The sequence below is a fragment of the Enterobacter sp. 296B2 genome (assembly GCF_034106185.1).
Classification (GTDB): domain Bacteria; phylum Pseudomonadota; class Gammaproteobacteria; order Enterobacterales; family Enterobacteriaceae; genus Enterobacter; species Enterobacter cloacae_N.
This window is the reverse complement of sequence record NZ_JAWNCA010000018.1, coordinates 24,466-41,522: the sequence shown is the minus strand read 5'-3', so window position 1 is coordinate 41,522 and position 17,057 is coordinate 24,466. Positions and strand designations below refer to the sequence as shown.

The 17,057-nt window shown below is 57.0% G+C and carries 16 protein-coding genes; 4 read left to right on the top strand and 12 right to left on the bottom strand.

Translation table 11 applies throughout. The features are described from left to right. Window positions 1-14: 14 nt before the first annotated feature. The 6 genes from ftsB to cysG form a co-directional block, all read right to left on the bottom strand. Entirely contained in the window at window positions 15-326 is a 312-nt protein-coding gene (ftsB, locus tag URZ40_RS14320; RefSeq protein WP_008499609.1) for a cell division protein FtsB, read from the bottom strand. A gap of 79 nt (window positions 327-405) precedes the next feature. Further along, a complete protein-coding gene (locus tag URZ40_RS14315; protein WP_080330142.1) occupies window positions 406-732 on the bottom strand; it encodes a DUF3561 family protein in 327 nt (108 codons plus the stop codon). A gap of 58 nt (window positions 733-790) precedes the next feature. Continuing rightward, entirely contained in the window at window positions 791-1,396 is a 606-nt protein-coding gene (gene cysC, locus URZ40_RS14310; protein WP_080330141.1) for an adenylyl-sulfate kinase, read from the bottom strand. Next, window positions 1,396-2,820 carry a sulfate adenylyltransferase subunit CysN gene (gene cysN, locus URZ40_RS14305; RefSeq protein WP_316380129.1) on the bottom strand — a complete coding sequence of 475 codons (1,425 nt, stop codon included), beginning with the start codon at window positions 2,818-2,820 and terminating at the stop codon, window positions 1,396-1,398. The genes cysC and cysN overlap by 1 nt, the downstream gene beginning before the upstream one ends. A gap of 9 nt (window positions 2,821-2,829) precedes the next feature. Continuing rightward, complete coding sequence (gene cysD, locus URZ40_RS14300) at window positions 2,830-3,738, bottom strand: sulfate adenylyltransferase subunit CysD (RefSeq protein ID WP_008499613.1); 909 nt, start codon at window positions 3,736-3,738, stop codon at window positions 2,830-2,832. A 9-nt stretch (window positions 3,739-3,747) separates the two neighbouring features. Continuing rightward, complete coding sequence (gene cysG, locus URZ40_RS14295) at window positions 3,748-5,097, bottom strand: siroheme synthase CysG (RefSeq protein ID WP_316380199.1); 1,350 nt, start codon at window positions 5,095-5,097, stop codon at window positions 3,748-3,750. 246 nt (window positions 5,098-5,343) lie between these two features. On the opposite strand from cysG, the gene URZ40_RS14290 reads away from it, so the two are divergent. Continuing rightward, window positions 5,344-6,387, top strand: coding sequence for an aminopeptidase (locus URZ40_RS14290; protein WP_116343473.1), 1,044 nt, complete (start codon window positions 5,344-5,346; stop codon window positions 6,385-6,387). Between the two features lie 207 nt (window positions 6,388-6,594). On the opposite strand, the gene cysH is transcribed toward URZ40_RS14290, so the two are convergent. From cysH to cysJ, 3 genes are read right to left on the bottom strand one after another with little or no spacing between them, the layout of a single operon-like run. After that, window positions 6,595-7,329, bottom strand: coding sequence for a phosphoadenosine phosphosulfate reductase (gene cysH / locus URZ40_RS14285; RefSeq protein ID WP_116343474.1), 735 nt, complete (start codon window positions 7,327-7,329; stop codon window positions 6,595-6,597). Window positions 7,330-7,344: 15 nt separating this feature from the next. Next, on the bottom strand, window positions 7,345-9,057 hold the full coding sequence (cysI, locus tag URZ40_RS14280; RefSeq protein WP_116343475.1) for an assimilatory sulfite reductase (NADPH) hemoprotein subunit: 1,713 nt from the start codon (window positions 9,055-9,057) through the stop codon (window positions 7,345-7,347). Next, entirely contained in the window at window positions 9,057-10,862 is a 1,806-nt protein-coding gene (cysJ, locus tag URZ40_RS14275) for an NADPH-dependent assimilatory sulfite reductase flavoprotein subunit (RefSeq protein WP_116343476.1), read from the bottom strand. Before cysJ ends, cysI begins: the two co-directional genes overlap by 1 nt. 306 nt (window positions 10,863-11,168) lie before the next feature. On the opposite strand from cysJ, the gene queD reads away from it, so the two are divergent. After that, window positions 11,169-11,531 (top strand): 6-carboxytetrahydropterin synthase QueD, encoded by a 363-nt coding sequence (gene queD, locus URZ40_RS14270; protein ID WP_014885039.1) that lies wholly within the window; start codon window positions 11,169-11,171, stop codon window positions 11,529-11,531. 28 nt (window positions 11,532-11,559) lie between these two features. On the opposite strand, the gene queE is transcribed toward queD, so the two are convergent. From queE to URZ40_RS14255, 3 genes are read right to left on the bottom strand one after another with little or no spacing between them, the layout of a single operon-like run. Then, entirely contained in the window at window positions 11,560-12,231 is a 672-nt protein-coding gene (queE, locus tag URZ40_RS14265) for a 7-carboxy-7-deazaguanine synthase QueE (protein WP_316380127.1), read from the bottom strand. Window positions 12,232-12,285: 54 nt separating this feature from the next. Then, a complete protein-coding gene (locus URZ40_RS14260; RefSeq protein WP_316380126.1) occupies window positions 12,286-12,993 on the bottom strand; it encodes an N-acetylmannosamine-6-phosphate 2-epimerase in 708 nt (235 codons plus the stop codon). Beyond that, complete coding sequence (locus URZ40_RS14255) at window positions 12,993-14,552, bottom strand: PTS transporter subunit EIIC (protein WP_316380125.1); 1,560 nt, start codon at window positions 14,550-14,552, stop codon at window positions 12,993-12,995. The genes URZ40_RS14260 and URZ40_RS14255 overlap by 1 nt, the downstream gene beginning before the upstream one ends. A 165-nt stretch (window positions 14,553-14,717) precedes the next feature. Here URZ40_RS14255 and URZ40_RS14250 point away from each other — a divergent pair, with 165 nt between their 5' ends. Both URZ40_RS14250 and URZ40_RS14245 read left to right on the top strand, forming a co-directional pair. After that, window positions 14,718-15,542, top strand: coding sequence for a MurR/RpiR family transcriptional regulator (locus URZ40_RS14250; RefSeq protein ID WP_320720718.1), 825 nt, complete (start codon window positions 14,718-14,720; stop codon window positions 15,540-15,542). 357 nt (window positions 15,543-15,899) lie between these two features. Next, window positions 15,900-17,009, top strand: coding sequence for an SDR family oxidoreductase (locus URZ40_RS14245; protein WP_320720717.1), 1,110 nt, complete (start codon window positions 15,900-15,902; stop codon window positions 17,007-17,009). Window positions 17,010-17,057: the final 48 nt, after the last annotated feature.

The following is a 17,057-nucleotide window of genomic DNA, read 5'->3' as shown; positions in this document are numbered from 1 at the left end:
AATCCTGGGCCTGATTATCGATTGTTTTGTGCTGAGCCCTGATTGCGTTTAGACGCATCCGGAACCAGACGATAAAAGGTTTCGCCCGGCTTAGTCATACTAAGTTCATTACGCGCGCGTTCCTCAATCGCCTCTTGTCCGCCATTGAGGTCATCAATTTCAGCAAAGAGTTGATCGTTACGCGCCTTAAGTTTGGCGTTTGTTGCCTGCTGAGCCGCGACGTCATCGCTCACCCGGCTGTAGTCGTGCAGTCCGTTTTTACCGAACCACAGCGAATATTGCAGCCAGATTAGCAAAGCCAGCAACAGCAGCGTTAGTTTACCCATCCTGCCCCCTGAAAAAACGGCATCATCATCCCATAACTTTCCGTTCGACTCTACTGCGGGGTTTTAATTATGTCGCAAGTTAGCCCATCAGCCATAAAAACAGCAGACCAAAGATGACGACAACGGTGGCAATCGTGATAACCGTACTATACAGGAGCTTGCCGTTGAAAAGGGAGTGCAGCGCAACCCCAACAACGACCGCAACGGGCATCAGCGCCAGGAAGAAGGGCCAGGTGTAGAGAAAAAAGAAAAGGGTGTTACCCCCGTAGATCAAAAACGGGATACCCAGCGCCAGTAACCACGACGCAAAGCCGACTATCGCCCCAGGGAAGGACCAGGTCGTCTCGTCATCGGTGGTTAACGGTTCCGACCCGGTGGTGATAATGTAGTTTTCACTGTTGCGCATAGCTAATCCTGTGACCGTGACTCATCGTTCGGGAAGACAGCTCCCGAACGATACCGCCTCAGGATCTGATAATATCGTCCCGTCTGAGCAGGTCTAATAATTGGCTTACTAAATTTGTTACCAATTGTTGACCCTTCAGATGAATCTCAGGCGATTCAGGCGCTTCGTAAACCGAGTCAATTCCGGTGAAGTTTCGCAGCTCGCCGGCACGCGCTTTTTTATACAGCCCTTTCGGATCGCGCGCTTCACAGATCTCCAGCGGCGTATCGACAAACACTTCAATAAAGCGATCCTGGCCCACGCGCTCGCGCACCATCTGGCGTTCGGCGCGGTGCGGTGAGATAAACGCCGTCAGCACCACCAGCCCGGCGTCCGCCATCAGGCTGGCAACCTCCCCCACCCGGCGAATGTTCTCTTTACGGTCGTCGTCGCTGAACCCCAAATCGCTGCACAGGCCGTGACGCACGTTGTCGCCATCCAGCAGGTAGGTACTCACTCCCTGCTGATGCAGCGCCTCTTCCAGCGCGCCCGCTACCGTGGATTTACCGGAGCCAGACAGCCCGGTAAACCACAGCACAACCCCACGGTGGCCGTGGAGCTGTTCGCGCTGGGCGACGGTGACCGGATGAGGATGCCAGACGACGTTCTCATCATGGGCGGCCATTACTTACCTCCCAGCAGATCGCGGACGCCCCAGTGCGGGAAGTGCTTACGCACCAGCGCGTTAAGTTCCAGTTCGAAGGCGCTGAATTCCGAGGCCGCGGTCGCCTGCTCGTTTGGCTCACGCACCATCCCCGCGCCGACGGTAACGTTCGTCAGACGGTCGATAAAGATCAGCCCGCCGGTTACCGGGTTCTGCTGATACGGATCCAGCACCAGCGGCTCGTCGAAGGTCAGATCCACCAGGCCAATACCGTTCAGCGGCAGCTCGCTCACGTCACGGTGGGTCAGGTTGTTGATGTCCACCTGGAACTGAATGCCGTCCACGCGGGCGCGGGTTTTCTTGCCCGCAATTTTGATGTCGTAGCTCTGGCCTGCTGTCAGCGGCTGTTCGGCCATCCACACCACGTCCACGGACGCGCCCTGCACCGCCGCCAACGTCTCCTGCGCGTCGACCAGCAGGTCGCCGCGGCTGATGTCAATTTCGTCTTTCAGCACCAGCGTGACCGCTTCCCCTGCCCCGGCTTCCTGCAGGTCACCGTCGAACGTCACGATGCGAGCGATAGCCGACTCCACACCCGATGGCAGCACCTTGACGCGCTGCCCCACCTTCACGGCGCCGGAGGCGATAGTGCCGGAGAAGCCGCGGAAATCGAGGTTAGGACGGTTAACGTACTGCACCGGGAAGCGCATCGGCTGGGTGTCGACCACGCGCTGGATCTCAACGGTCTCCAGCACTTCCAGCAGCGTCGGGCCGCTGTACCACGGCATGTTCGCGCTCTGTGAGGCGACGTTATCGCCTTCCAGCGCCGAAAGCGGCACAAAACGAATATCCAGGTTGCCCGGCAGCTGTTCGGCAAAGGTCAGGTAGCTCTGGCGGATCTCCTCGAATTTCTCTTCGCTGAAGTTCACCAGATCCATCTTGTTGACCGCCACCACCAGATGTTTGATCCCCAGCAGCGTCGAGATAAAGCTGTGGCGGCGGGTCTGATCCAGCACGCCTTTACGCGCGTCCATCAGCAGAATCGCCAGATCGCAGGTAGAGGCGCCGGTCGCCATATTACGGGTGTACTGCTCGTGCCCTGGCGTGTCGGCAATAATAAATTTGCGCTTTTCGGTCGAGAAGTAGCGGTAGGCCACGTCAATGGTGATGCCCTGCTCGCGCTCCGCCTGCAGGCCGTCCACCAGCAGCGCCAGGTCGAGTTTTTCGCCCTGGGTACCGTGACGCTTGCTGTCGTTGTGCAGGGAAGAGAGCTGATCTTCATAAATCTGGCGCGTATCGTGCAGCAGGCGGCCAATCAGGGTACTTTTCCCGTCATCCACGCTGCCGCAGGTCAGAAAACGCAGCAGGCTTTTGTGCTGTTGCGCGTGCAGATACGCTTCGACGCCGCCTTCGTTGGCAATTTGTTGAGCAATAGTGGTGTTCATGGCGGCTCCTTAGAAATAACCCTGACGTTTCTTCAGCTCCATGGAGCCGGCCTGGTCGCGGTCAATCACGCGCCCCTGTCGCTCGCTGGTGGTGGACACCAGCATCTCTTCGATGATCTCCGGCAGCGTCTGCGCGTTGGATTCCACCGCGCCGGTCAGCGGCCAGCAGCCGAGGGTACGGAAACGCACCATCTGTTTTTTGATCACTTCACCCGGCTGCAGGTCGATGCGATCGTCGTCGATCATCATCAGCATGCCGTCGCGCTCCAGCACCGGGCGCTCGGCGGCCAGATAAAGTGGCACGATCTCAATATTTTCCAGATAGATGTACTGCCAGATATCCAGCTCGGTCCAGTTGGAGAGCGGGAAGACGCGAATGCTTTCGCCCTTGTTGATCTGGCCGTTGTAGTTGTGCCACAGCTCCGGGCGCTGGTTTTTCGGGTCCCAGCGGTGGAAGCGATCGCGGAAGGAGTAGATACGCTCTTTGGCGCGGGATTTCTCTTCATCACGGCGCGCGCCGCCGAAAGCCGCGTCGAAACCGTATTTGTTCAACGCCTGCTTCAGCCCTTCGGTTTTCATGATATCGGTATGCTTGGCGCTACCGTGCACGAACGGGTTAATGCCCATCGCCACCCCTTCCGGGTTTTTATGCACCAGAAGCTCGCAGCCGTAGGCTTTCGCGGTACGGTCGCGGAACTCGTACATTTCGCGGAATTTCCAGCCGGTATCCACGTGCAGCAGCGGGAACGGCAGCGTACCTGGATAAAACGCTTTACGCGCCAGATGCAGCATGACGCTGGAATCTTTACCGATGGAGTACATCATCACCGGGTTAGAAAACTCGGCGGCCACTTCGCGGATAATATGGATACTCTCCGCTTCAAGCTGCCGCAGGTGTGTAAGACGTTTTTGGTCCATAACCGTTCCTTAAGCCAAATTTACGACAGAAGAACCAAAGCCTTCTGTATCGGTTGTGTTCTGAAACCAGGCGAGCGTGCTGTGCAGCTGCACCACTTCCCCCACCACAATCAGGGCGGGCATCGGGGCGTCTTTCGCCAGGGTTGCAAGATGTTCCAGCGTGCCCGTCGCAACGTGCTGATCGACGCGCGTGCCGCGAGAAATGACGGCAACGGGCGTCGTCGCCTCGCGACCGTGCTGAATAAGCTGTTCACTGATGTCTGCCGCCTTCATCGTGCCCATGTAGATCGCCAGCGTCTGGCGGCTCTGGGCGAGATGCGACCAGTCGAACGGAGTGCTGTCGGCCTTGTAGTGGCCGGTTACAAAGGTCACGCTCTGGGCGTAATCGCGATGGGTCAGCGGAATACCGGCGTAGGCCGTCACCGCAGAGGCCGCCGTGATGCCGGGCACCACCTGGAACGGTACGCCCGCCTCGGCTGCCGCCTGCAGCTCTTCACCGCCGCGACCGAAAATAAACGGATCGCCCCCTTTCAGGCGCACCACGGTTTTACCCGCTTTGGCGGCATCAACCAGCATCTGGTTGGTGTCGTGCTGTGGCACCGAGTGCTCGCCAGCCCGTTTGCCGACGCAGATTTGCTCCGCGTCGCGACGGATCAACTCGCGCACGCCGTCGGTGACCAGATGGTCGTAGAACACCACGTCCGCGTCCTGCAAAACCTGCAGGCCACGCAGCGTCAGCAGCCCGGCATCGCCCGGCCCTGCCCCCACAAGAATGATCTCCCCGCTCGTGTTGCCGGGGTTATCCAGTTCGTCTTCGAGGATTTTCTGCGCCGCCGTTTCATTACCGGCATGCATCAGGCTGGCAAAGCGGCCGCGAAACACGCGCTCCCAGAAGCGACGGCGTTCCGTCACGCTGGTCAGACGGTTTTTTAAATGGTTGCGCCAGTAGCTGGCTTTCTCCGCCATGCGTCCGAGGCTGGTCGGCAGCAGCGCTTCGATTTTTTCCCGCAGGACGCGCGCCAGCACCGGCGCGGTGCCGCCGGAGGAGATCGCCACCAGCAGCGGCGAACGGTCAACGATCGACGGGAAGATAAATGAGCATAAAGGCTGGTCGTCCACCACGTTCACCAGACGGTGACGGACCTGGGCGGCTTCAGAGACACGCCGGTTCAGTTCCCGATTTTCAGTTGCCGCAATCACCAGCACCACACTGTCGAGTTGTGACTCGTCGAAATCCGCCTCTTCAACGACACGCACCTGTGCCCCTGCACGCTGCAGAAACGCGATTTTGCGATCGGCAATTTCACCCGTGCCGACAACCAGTACCGGTCGGTCTTTTAAGGCGGCAAAAAGGGGCAGATAGTCCACAGGCAACAACTCACTAACAACGAGGAATAGAGGGACTATAGGGGGCGGCTTAGATCGAATGAAATTACGAATTGGAATGAGTAGTTACTCAATGGAATAACGACATGAAAAAGCAAATACCAAAAAGTGCTTAACTCGCGACATTTCGGGCATTTAAGAGCAATTCAAATTGTGTATGGACGATCACAGTTTCATACTATGCACGTTATTATTTTGCTCTGTTTTTAAGGACTCACTATGTTTTCCGCAACGCGCCACCGTATTGCTGCCCTGGCGCTCGGCGTTTGCTTTATCCTTCCGGCTCAGGCAAAAAATCAACCTTATGGTGAAATCGCCACTATGCAGGCGCGGCATATTGCGACGGTTTTCCCTGGCCGCATGACCGGTTCACCCGCGGAGATGCTCTCCGCCGACTATATTCGCCAGCAGTTTGCACAGATGGGCTACCAGAGTGATATTCGCTCGTTTCACAGCCGCTACATCTATACCTCACGCAATAAAACGCAGAACTGGCATAACGTGACCGGCAGTACGGTGATTGCAGCGCACGAAGGAAAGGCGGCTGAGCAGATCATTATCATGGCTCACCTGGATACCTACGCGCCAATGAGCGACGCCGATATTGATAATAACCTTGGGGGACTGACGCTGCAGGGTATGGACGACAACGCAGCGGGTCTCGGCGTGATGCTTGAACTGGCTGAACGCCTTAAGAATATCCCGACGAAATACGGTATTCGCTTTGTGGCGACCAGCGGCGAAGAAGAAGGGAAACTCGGCGCTGAGAATCTCCTTAAACGGATGAGCGCCGAGGAGAAGAAAAATACGCTGCTGGTGATTAACCTCGATAATCTGATCGTGGGCGATAAGCTCTATTTTAATAGCGGACAGAGCACGCCGAGCAGCGTGCGTAAACTCACCCGCGACCGCGCGCTGGCGCTTGCCCGTACGCATGGCGTCTATGCCGCGACAAACCCAGGCGGTAACCCGGATTATCCAAAAGGCACTGGCTGTTGTAATGACGGAGAAGTGTTTGATAAGGCAGGCATTCCGGTGCTGTACGTCGAGGCGACGAACTGGGCGCTGGGCAAAAAAGATGGCTATCAGCAGCGCGCTAAATCGAAAGCGTTCCCGGACGGGACCAGCTGGCATAATGTGCAGCTGGATAACCAGCAGCACATAGACAGTGCCCTGCCGCAGCGGATTGAACATCGCAGCCGCGACGTGGTGAAGGTGATGCTGCCGCTGGTGAAGGAGCTGGCGAAAGCGGGGAAAGCCTAGCGCGTTATTTTCCCCCTCACCCTAACCCTCTCCCCTTAGGGGAGAGGGGATCGCACGGAGCCGTCTTTTCCCCCTCGCCCCTTTGGTGAGAGGGGATCGCACGAAGCCGTCTTTTCCCCCTCGCCCCTTTGGTGAGAGGGGCTCGCACGAAGCCGTCTTTTCCCCCTCTCCCCGTTGGGGAGAGGGCAGGGGTGAGGGGTAGTATCTTTACCCTTCGTGCAGCCCGCACTCGCGCTTCAGCCCGAAAAATCGCGTCTCTTCTTCCGCCATTCCCGGTTCCCATTTGCGCGTGGTGTGGGTGTCGCCCACCGACAGGTAGCCCTGGTCCCACAGCGGATGGTACTTCAGCCCGTGTTTTTGCAGATACTGATACACCGTCCGGTTATCCCAGTCGATAATCGGCAGCACTTTGAACACGCCGCGTTGAACCGCCAGCACCGGTAGCGTGGCGCGGCTTCCCGACTGCTCGCGGCGCAGGCCGGCAAACCAGGTCTGCGCGTTTAGCTCTTTCAGCGCCCGGTTCATCGGCTCAACTTTGTTGATCTCATTGTATTTTTCAATGCCCTCAACGCCCTGCTCCCACAGTTTGCCGTAGCGCGCCTCCTGCCAGGCCGCGCTTTCCGTGGCGCGGTAGACTTTGAGGTTCAGCCTGAGCTTGTCCGTCAGCTCGTCAATAAACTGATAGGTTTCCGGGAACAGGTAGCCGGTATCGGTGAGGATCACCGGAATGTCCGGACGGATCTGATTCACCAGATGCAGGCTGACTGCCGCCTGAATACCAAAGCTCGACGAGAGCACATAGTCTCCCGGCAGGTTTTCCAGCGCCCACGCCACGCGCCCTTCGGCATCCAGCGTTTCAAGGTGGGCGTTAGTTTCTGAAAGCTGAAGAATGCGTTCGACTTTTGGCAGTTCATTCAGGGCATTTAGATCGAGTACGGACATAATTACCTCTCGTGGTTACTCCCAGAAATCCCTTGCGGGATCGAGCACCGGGCGAATGATGCCCGCACGCACCGTAAAGTCGCCGAAGCCTTCACCCGCTTCGCGCTCTTTCGCCCAGCGCCCGACAAGCTCGTCGATGGAATCAAGAATTTCCGTCTCGGTGATGTTCTCGCGGAACATGCGCGGAATGCGCGTGCCGATACGGTTACCGCCCAGGTGCAGGTTATAGCGGCCCGGCGCTTTGCCTACCAGCCCCAGTTCGGCCAGCATCGCTCGACCGCAGCCGTTCGGGCAGCCCGTCACGCGCATAACAATATGCTCGTCCGGAATACCGTGTTTTTCCAGAATCGCTTCCACTTTATCGGTGAATGACGGCAGGAAACGTTCCGCTTCGGCCATCGCCAGCGGGCAGGTCGGGAACGACACGCAGGCCATCGAGTTTTCACGCTGCGGTTTGACCGCATCCATCAACCCGTGATCGCGCGCCAGCTTCTCGATCTTCGCCTTCTGGCTCTCCGGCACGCCGGCAACGATCAGGTTCTGGTTAGCGGTAATGCGGAACTCGCCTTTGTGGATCTTCGCAATTTCCAGCAGACCGGTTTTCAGCGGACGGCCCGGATAATCCAGAATACGGCCGTTTTCAATAAACAGCGTCAGGTGCCATTTATTGTCGATCCCTTTCACCCAGCCGATGCGATCGCCGCGACCGGTGAATTCGTAAGGGCGGATCGGCTCAAATTTTATCCCCGCGCGACGCTCCACTTCCTCTTTGAACGTCTCCACGCCCACGCGCTCCAGGGTGTATTTGGTTTTCGCGTTTTTACGATCGGTACGGTTGCCCCAGTCGCGCTGGGTGGTCACCACCGCTTCTGCCACGGCCAGCGTGTGCTCCAGCGGCAGGAAACCGAACTCGCTTGCGGTGCGGGCGTAGGTTTTCTTGTTACCGTGCTCAATAGACAGGCCGCCGCCCACCAGCAGGTTAAAGCCAATCAGCTTGCCGTTTTCGGCAATCGCCACGAAGTTCATGTCGTTGGCGTGCAGATCGATATCGTTCTGCGGAGGGATCACCACGGTAGTTTTAAACTTACGCGGCAGGTAGGTCTGACCGAGGATCGGTTCTTCGTCGGTGGTGGCGACTTTCTCCTGATCGAGCCAGATCTCCGCGTAGGCGCGGGTGCGCGGCAGGAGGTGCTCGGAGATCTTCTTCGCCCACTCATACGCTTCGGCGTGCAGCTCGGACTCGTACGGGTTCGAGGTGCAGAGCACGTTACGGTTCATGTCGTTGGCGGTCGCCAGCGCGTCCAGCCCGACGGAGTGGAGCATCTGGTGAACCGGCTTGACGTTCTTCTTCAGAATGCCGTGGAACTGGAAGGTCTGACGGTTGGTCAGGCGGATGCTGCCATAAATTGTATTTTCACCGGCAAACTTATCGATCGCCTGCCACTGTTTGGTGGTGATCACCCCGCCCGGCAGGCGGCAGCGCAGCAGCATGGCGTGGCGAGGCTCCAGCTTCTGTTCAGCGCGCTCGGCGCGGATATCGCGGTCGTCCTGCTGATACATGCCGTGGAAGCGGATCAACAGGAAGTTGTCGCCTTTGAAGCCGCCGGTGAGACCGTCATTCAGATCTTCAGCAATGGTGCCGCGCAGATAGTTGCTTTCCAGCTTCATGCGCTCGGCGTCTGTCAGTTTACCTTCGACCACCAGTGGCCCTGGATGTTTTTCGCTCATTAGTAGACATCTCGCTGATAACGGCGCTCAACGCGCAGCTCACTTAAAAATTCATCCGCCGCTTCGGCATCCATACCGCCGAACTCGGCAATCACTTCCAGCAGTGCCTGCTCAACGTCTTTCGCCATGCGATTGGCGTCGCCGCAGACATAAATGTGGGCACCGTCATTGATCCAGCGCCACAGCTCTGCGCCCTGTTCGCGCAGTTTGTCTTGTACGTATATTTTTTCTTTCTGGTCGCGGGACCAGGCCAGGTCAATGCGGGTCAGTACGCCTTCTTTGACGTAGCGCTGCCACTCAACCTGGTAGAGGAAATCTTCGGTAAAGTGCGGGTTGCCGAAGAACAGCCAGTTTTTGCCCGGCGCTTCGTCTGCAGCACGCTGCTGCATGAAGGCGCGGAACGGCGCAATGCCGGTGCCCGGTCCAATCATGATGACCGGGGTCTCAGGGTTCGCCGGCAGGCGGAAGTTGTCGTTGTGCTCGATAAAGACGCGCACTTCGCCCTCTTCTTCCACGCGATCGGCCAGGAAGCTCGACGCGCCACCCGCGCGAGCGCGGCCTTCGATGTCGTAGCGCACCACGCCGACGGTAACGTGAACTTCGCTTTCCACTTCCGCCTGGGAAGAGGCAATGGAGTACAGGCGCGGGGTCAGCGGACGCAGCAGGCCGATCAGCGCGTCGGCATCCAGCTGTGCCGGAGAGAAACGCACCATATCGACAATCGGCGTCGTAGCGGCGTAATGCTGCAGCTTCGCCTTATCGCCCACCAGCGGCAGCAGCGATTCGCTGCGCGTTAAGGTGGCGTAATTTTCAACGATATTCGGGGTGTTCACAGTCAGCTCGAAATGCCACTGCAGCGCCTCGGAGAGCGGCAGCGTTTTGCCCTCCACGGTGACAGGCTCATCACCCTTCAGCCACAGCAGCTCGACCAGCTCTTTCACCAGCGCCGGATCGTTCTGATACCAGACGCCCAGCGCATCCCCAGGCTGATAGCGCAGGCCGGAGTCGCCAAGATCGATTTCAATATGGCGCACGTCTTTTTCCGAGTCGCGACCGGTAATTTTCTGGTTCACCGACAGGCTCGCCGTCAGCGGCGCCTCTTTGGTGTAGGGGCTGGTGTGGATCTCATTGACGGTGCCCGCAGCGGTTACGGCAGCCTGCGCCGGGGTCTCTTTCGGGACGCGGGCTTTCAGCACCTCAACGATGCGCGCGCGCCATTCGGCGGCGGCCGTCTGGTATTCCACATCCGCGTCCACGCGGTCCAGCAGGCGCTCCGCGCCCAGCTCCGCCAGCTTGCTGTCGAAGTCTTTACCGGACTGGCAGAAGAATTCATAGGAGGTATCGCCCAGGCCAAATACGGCAAACGCCGTGCCATCCAGCTTCGGCGCTTTTTTCGAGAACAGGAACTTATGCAGCGCCACCGCTTCTTCAGCAGGTTCACCTTCACCCTGCGTAGAAGCCACCACCACCAGCAGTTTTTCTGACGCGATTTGCTTGAATTTATAATCCCCGGCGTTGACCAGGTTCACGTTCAGTTTGGCGGCCAGCAGGTCGTCACGCAGCGCTTCGGCCACGCGGCGTGCGTTGCCCGTTTGCGAGGCGCTGATCAGCGTAATGGCCGGAATTTCCACGGCCGTTGCCGGTGCGCCCGCCACAGCGCCAGGCTGCTGGTTGAGCATTCCCCAGAAATAACCGGAGACCCAGGCAAGCTGAGTGGGAGAAAAATCAGAGGTGGCAGCCTGAAGGCGCGCCAGTTGCTCCGGGTTCAGGGGAAGCAAGTTTGAAGGTGGGGCCTGTGTTGTCATGCGTCGTTATGTTCCAGTAGCCAAGCGGACTTTAAGCGAATAAATCCAAACTGAAGATAAGGTTAACGGCGTGGATAATAACAATTAAAGAAGGGATGGAAATAATAAATAACCAAATGGACTAACCTGTTTTAGTTATCGTTCTTAACGATAAAAACGATTAAATAACCTATTGAAATGCAATAATAAAAATAGATAAAGCCCCTGAATGTGAGGCTGGTGTCGTTCAGAGCCGTTTTAGTTAATGCTAAAAATTGTGCTTTCCGGTACTATGCGGCGGTTTTTTCCGCATTACTGAGAGCGATCATGTCCACCACACTGTTTAAAGATTTCACCTTCGAAGCCGCCCACCACCTTCCGCATGTGCCTGAAGGGCATAAATGCGGCCGCCTGCACGGGCATTCGTTCATGGTGCGTCTTGAGATCACCGGTGAAGTTGATCCGCATACCGGTTGGATCATGGACTTTGCCGAGCTGAAAGCCGCGTTTAAGCCGACCTACGATCGTCTGGATCACTACTACCTGAATGAAATCCCGGGTCTTGAAAACCCGACCAGCGAAGTGCTGGCAAAATGGATTTGGGATCAGATGAAGCCGCTGGTACCGCTGCTGAGCGCGGTGATGATCAAAGAGACCTGCACGGCAGGCTGCGTGTATCGCGGAGAGTAAAAAAAAGCCCGGCAAACCGGGCTTTTTTTTAGGCAATATTCAGGTACTTGTGCGTCTGCATCGACAGGCGCCAGTTGCGCGCAATGCAGGTTTCAATGCACAGGCGCGTCGCATCCTCTTTCTGGCTGATCGGCTGCAGGGCAATCACCCGCTGCTTCTCATCCGTCAGCGTTGCCAGCAGTTCATCCAGCGCTTCGATATCACGCACGCGCCCTACCGGGTGCTTGATTTCATCCGCGCGCTCCAGCGCCTGAGACAGCACGTTATACCCGCCGCGCATATTCACTTTTGGCGATACCGTCACCCAGGTGGTATGCGAGCAGCGCACTTCATGGGTGCCGCTGGTCTCGATCTGGCAGCTGTAGCCGTTCTTTTCGAGCAGCTCGGTCAGCGGCGTCAGATCGTGGATGCAGGGTTCACCGCCGGTGATCACGACGTGGCGCGCCGTCCAGCCCTGACGACCAATAATGGCCAGCAGATCCTCTGGACTGCCCGCGCCCCACTTATCGCTCTCTTTAGTTTTCGCCAGAATGCTAAACAGCGACACTTCCCGATCTGCGAGCTTATCCCACGTATGTTTGGTATCACACCAGGCACAGCCAACCGGGCATCCCTGTAAACGAATGAAAATAGCGGGAACGCCGGTAAAGTAACCCTCGCCTTGCAGGGTCTGGAACATCTCGTTAATCGGGTACTGCATAGTCATCTCAGTAAAGGGGATAAACGATAAGTATCGCAGATCCCCGCCGGATGGTCATGCTCCATCGGTGCTTTGCGCGCTAATCGCCGCCATAAAGCGCGCGGTGATTTGCTGTGGACGGGTAATCGCCCCGCCGACAACGACCGTATGCGCACCCAGCGCCAGGCATCTGGCCGCGCGTTCAGGCGTATCCACATTGCCTTCGGCAATCACCGGAACCGTCACGACAGCCAGCACGGCCTTCAGGAACGCGCAGTCGTTCTCCGGAAGCGAATGGCCCGCCGTTTCCGCCGTATAGCCATAAAGCGTGGTGCCGACGCAGTCAAAGCCAAGCGCCTGCGCCGTCACGGCCTCGTCTACCGTGGAAATATCCGCCATCAGCAGTACCGAGGGATAACGCGAGCGGATGCGCGTGACCAGCGTTTCCAGGGATTCCCCACCGGGACGCTCCCGCGCCGTCGCATCAAGCGCAATGATTTCCGGAGAGACGGCCATGAGCTCATCCACCTCCTTCATCGTGGCGGTGATGAACACCTCACTATCTGAATAATCCCGCTTGATGATGCCGATGACAGGTAAAGAGACCTGCTGCTTAATGGCTTTGATATCCACCACGCTGTTGGCGCGAATGGCGGCGGCCCCGCCCTGCGCCGCCGCCAGCGCCATCCGCGACATGATAAACGGGCTGTGCAGCGGTTCATTTTCCAGCGCCTGACAGGAGACGACCAGTTTTCCCTTCAGGTTACCCAGTACAGTTTTCATTACGATAAGATCTCTTCCACTTCGTTTTTGATAATCGTGACGTGCGGGCCATAAATGACCTGCACGCCGTTACCGCGCACGATGACGCCGCGCGCGCCGGTGGCTTTCAGCGCCGCATCATTCACTTTGCTGCCGTCTTTCACCGTGACGCGAAGACGCGTGGCGCAGCAGTCCACCTCTTCGAGATTGTCTTTTCCGCCTAACCCGGCGATCACCGCAACGGCGCGCTCGCTCTGCGATAAGGCCACTTCACTGGCCATCGCCTCCCTTTCCCGACCCGGCGTGGCAAAATCAAAGCGGTTAATCAGATAGCGGAAAGTGAAGTAGTAGAGGAAGAACCAGGGCACGCCGACCAGCGGAACGAACATCCAGTTGGTTTTGGCCTCCCCCTGCAGGATGCCGAACAGCACGAAGTCGATAAAACCGCCGGAGAAGGTTTGCCCGATGGTGATGTGCAGCATGTGTGCGAGCATGAACGCCAGCCCGTCAAACAGCGCGTGAATGACGTAGAGCACCGGGGCAATAAACAGGAAGGAGAACTCGATGGGCTCGGTTATTCCCGTCAGAAACGAGGTTAACGCCGCGGAGAGCAGCAGCCCGGCAACGCGCTTTTTATTCTCCGGTTTAGCCGTGTGGTACATCGCCAGACAGGCGCCGAGCAGGCCAAACATCATCGTAATAAAGCGCCCGGACATGAAGCGTGACGTGCCTTCGTAAAACTGACGCGTCGTGGGATCGGCCAGCTGGGCGAAGAAGATCCGCTGCGTGCCCTCCACCAGGTGACCGTTGACAATCTCGCTGCCGCCGAGCGCGGTGGTCCAGAACGGCAGATAGAAGATGTGGTGCAGACCAAACGGGCCCAGCATGCGCAAAATGAAGCCGTACAGCAGGGTGCCCAGATAACCGGTGGCATCCACCAGCCCGCCCAGACCAAAAATCAGCTTCTGGAAGTGCGGCCATACCACGGTCATGAGCGCACCGACGAGTATAGCCGCCAGCGAGCTGATAATAGGGACAAAGCGCGAGCCGCCAAAAAAGCCCAGGAACTGCGGAAGCGCTATCTTGTTAAAACGGTGGTGCAGCGCGCAGGTCACGAGACCAATCACCACGCCGCCAAACACGCCGGTTTCCAGCGTCTGAATGCCCAGCGTCATGCCCTGCCCGACGGCACCGGGGTTTTCGTGCGCCAGTTTGCCGGTGAGGATCAGCAGCGCGTTGATGGTGGCATTCATCACCAGAAACGCGAGTAGCGCCGCCAGCCCCGCCGTGCCCTTATCGCTTTTTGCCAGACCGACGGCCACCCCAACGGCAAACAGCACCGAGAGGTTCGCAAACACAATTGAACCGGCACTGCTCATGATGGTGAAAATGGCCTGAAGCCAGCTCACATCTAAAAATGGATAGGCCGCCAGCGTATTGGGGTTCGATAACGCCCCGCCGATACCGAGCAGCAGACCCGCCGCGGGCAACACGGCGATAGGCAACATAAAGGATTTGCCAAAGCGCTGCGCTTTTTCAAACCATTCCCCCGACGAAGCACCACTGAATATTTGCATCATTTTTTCATCCCCCCGTTAAAAGATGAAAATTTTTATCATATTAATTTTTAATAGTGAAAATTATCATCAAAAACCAGGAGGCCGATCATACTTTTTTAAAATGACTGGCATCTTTCCCCCGCTTTCCGCCACACTAGTCGCAGTGAAACACATTAAGGACGTGGCATGTCGGACCATGAAAACCTGCTGCTGAAGCTCCGCCAGGAAGCTTCCGGGTACAGCCCAACGCAGCAAAAACTCGGCGAGTTTGTCCTGAGCGACCCTGCCCGGGTGCTCTACCTGACCATCACCGAGCTGGCGCGCGAGAGCCACACCAGCGAGGCCAGCGTGACGCGTCTTTGCCGGACGCTGGGCTGCAAAGGGTATAACGAATTTAAAATGGCGCTGGCGCTGGATATTCAGCAGGGCCAGCCCGCGCGTCAGGCGGGGGATGAGATTGACAGCGTGGTGGATGAGTCGGTTCAGGCTCTGCAGGATACCGCGAGACTCCTCGACCGCGCGCTGCTTGAAAAGGCCGCACTGGCGCTGCACCAGGCGCAATCCGTGCAGATTTATGGCGTCGCGGCCAGCGCGATCCTCGGGGAGTACCTGCATTACAAGCTATTAAGGCTGGGTAAACCTGCACAGCTGTTTAGCGATATGCACCGCGCAGCCATGAATGCGACAACGCTTTCGGCAGAGACGCTGGTGGTGGCGATCTCCAGTTCCGGTTCAACGCGAGATTTGCTTCACGTGGTGAAACTTGCCCGCAAGCAGGGCGTGAAAGTTCTTGCGCTCAGTAACACGCCCCGCAGCCCGCTGGCGTCTCTTAGCGATATGCAGCTGGTGGCCGCCAAGCCAGAAGGCCCCCTTAGCGCAGGTGCGCTCAATGCCAAGGTTGGGGTGATGCTGCTGATCGAATTGCTGACGACATCCATGATTGCTCTGGATGGTCATTACGCTGACGTTAGCCAGCAAACGGCCAGCGCCACGCTTCCTCTTCTGCTCTGAAAACCATTCGCAGGCTTAATAAATAGCCTGCGTTTTATTTTTCCCAATTTCACTTAAGCAAGGCTCAATTCATTTACCTGATAAACGTTTGGTGTAACAAAATATTTTATTTATTACATTTTGAATTACACTCATCGCGCCACCAACCTCGATAAAATCGATTTAAAATCATATGGTTGAAATATAAATATTAATAAATTGAATTTTCCCGCTCTCCGCACTGTCCAATATTTTCCCCTGATTTCCTTTCCTTAAAATAAGCTTAAGACGCTCTCGATTCCTGCGTTTTATTATTTAAATGCCGTTTACTTTTGCGCGCCTACAATCCGCCTCATCAATCATAATGAGACGGTATTAATGAAGATGTTATTGATTACAGGCGTGACCGGTTTTCTGGGCGGGGCAGTACTTGAAAAAATCCTGACCAGCGATCAATCCGTAAAACTCCTTTTGCTTGCCCGCGCCGACGATCCGCAGAGCGGGCTGGCGCGCGTGCAGGAGAACATGCGTAAGTTTAACGTTCCTGAGAAGAAGCTGGCCTCCCTGAGCGTGGATAATATCCTTATTGGTGACCTCAGCCACCCGGAAGCCTTTCTGAACGATCCCCGACTGGACAAGGTTACGCATGTCGTTAACTGTGCGGCAGTTGCGTCATTTGGGAATAACCCGCTGATCTGGAAGGTAAACGTCGAAGGTACCCTTGCGCTGGCGCGCCGCATGGAGCAGGTCGCAGGGCTGCAGCGTTTCCTGCACGTAGGCACCGCAATGTCATGCACGCCGGAGCAGGATTCGCTGGTCGCCGAAAGTGCGGAATTCAGAGAAAATGCTGAGCACCTGGTGGAATACACGTATTCGAAGTCAACCATCGAACAGCTGATGCGCCAGAAGTGCCCGAATCTGCCGCTGCTCATCGCTCGTCCGTCCATCGTCGTCGGCCATACCCGCCACGGCTGCACGCCGTCGAGCAGCATCTTCTGGGTCTTTAGCATGGGCCTGATGCTGCAGAAGTTTATGTGCTCGATGGAAGACCGAATCGACGTTGTCCCGGTGGATTATTGCGCCGATGCGATGTTAATGCTGCTCAACAGCAACGCGCGTCCGGGAGAAGTGGTACACATTTCTGCCGGGGAAGAGAATAGCGTTCGCTTTGCGGATATCGATCGGGCGATGGCGCAGGCACTGGAGAAAGCGCCTGTTGGCGATAAGTACGCGCAGGTCAGCTACGAAACGCTGGTCAAAATGCGCCGTGAGCTGAAAACAATTTTTGGCCCATGCAACGAACGTCTGATGCTGAGAGCCATGCGTTTATACGGTGCCTTTGCCACGCTGAACGTGCGCTTCAGCAACGATAAACTGCTCAGCATGGGGATGCCAAAGCCACCCCGGTTTACGGATTATATTGCCCGCTGCGTGCAAACCACCCGGGGGCTAACCATTCCGGAGCAGATGGCGGTCGATTTTAAATAGCCAAAAAAAATGCCAGTCATTCGACTGGCATTTTCATTTTAAGGCTTA

Bases quoted from the DNA above. Each gene is read 5' to 3' on its own strand.
- ftsB (WP_008499609.1), bottom strand. From the start codon at position 326: ATGGGTAAACTAACGCTGCTGTTGCTGGCTTTGCTAATCTGGCTGCAA.
- URZ40_RS14315 (WP_080330142.1), bottom strand. From the start codon at position 732: ATGCGCAACAGTGAAAACTACATTATCACCACCGGGTCGGAACCGTTA.
- cysC (WP_080330141.1), bottom strand. From the start codon at position 1,396: ATGGCCGCCCATGATGAGAACGTCGTCTGGCATCCTCATCCGGTCACC.
- cysN (WP_316380129.1), bottom strand. From the start codon at position 2,820: ATGAACACCACTATTGCTCAACAAATTGCCAACGAAGGCGGCGTCGAA.
- cysD (WP_008499613.1), bottom strand. From the start codon at position 3,738: ATGGACCAAAAACGTCTTACACACCTGCGGCAGCTTGAAGCGGAGAGT.
- URZ40_RS14290 (WP_116343473.1), top strand. From the start codon at position 5,344: ATGTTTTCCGCAACGCGCCACCGTATTGCTGCCCTGGCGCTCGGCGTT.
- cysH (WP_116343474.1), bottom strand. From the start codon at position 7,329: ATGTCCGTACTCGATCTAAATGCCCTGAATGAACTGCCAAAAGTCGAA.
- cysI (WP_116343475.1), bottom strand. From the start codon at position 9,057: ATGAGCGAAAAACATCCAGGGCCACTGGTGGTCGAAGGTAAACTGACA.
- cysJ (WP_116343476.1), bottom strand. From the start codon at position 10,862: ATGACAACACAGGCCCCACCTTCAAACTTGCTTCCCCTGAACCCGGAG.
- queD (WP_014885039.1), top strand. From the start codon at position 11,169: ATGTCCACCACACTGTTTAAAGATTTCACCTTCGAAGCCGCCCACCAC.
- queE (WP_316380127.1), bottom strand. From the start codon at position 12,231: ATGCAGTACCCGATTAACGAGATGTTCCAGACCCTGCAAGGCGAGGGT.
- URZ40_RS14260 (WP_316380126.1), bottom strand. From the start codon at position 12,993: ATGAAAACTGTACTGGGTAACCTGAAGGGAAAACTGGTCGTCTCCTGT.
- URZ40_RS14255 (WP_316380125.1), bottom strand. From the start codon at position 14,552: ATGATGCAAATATTCAGTGGTGCTTCGTCGGGGGAATGGTTTGAAAAA.
- URZ40_RS14250 (WP_320720718.1), top strand. From the start codon at position 14,718: ATGTCGGACCATGAAAACCTGCTGCTGAAGCTCCGCCAGGAAGCTTCC.
- URZ40_RS14245 (WP_320720717.1), top strand. From the start codon at position 15,900: ATGAAGATGTTATTGATTACAGGCGTGACCGGTTTTCTGGGCGGGGCA.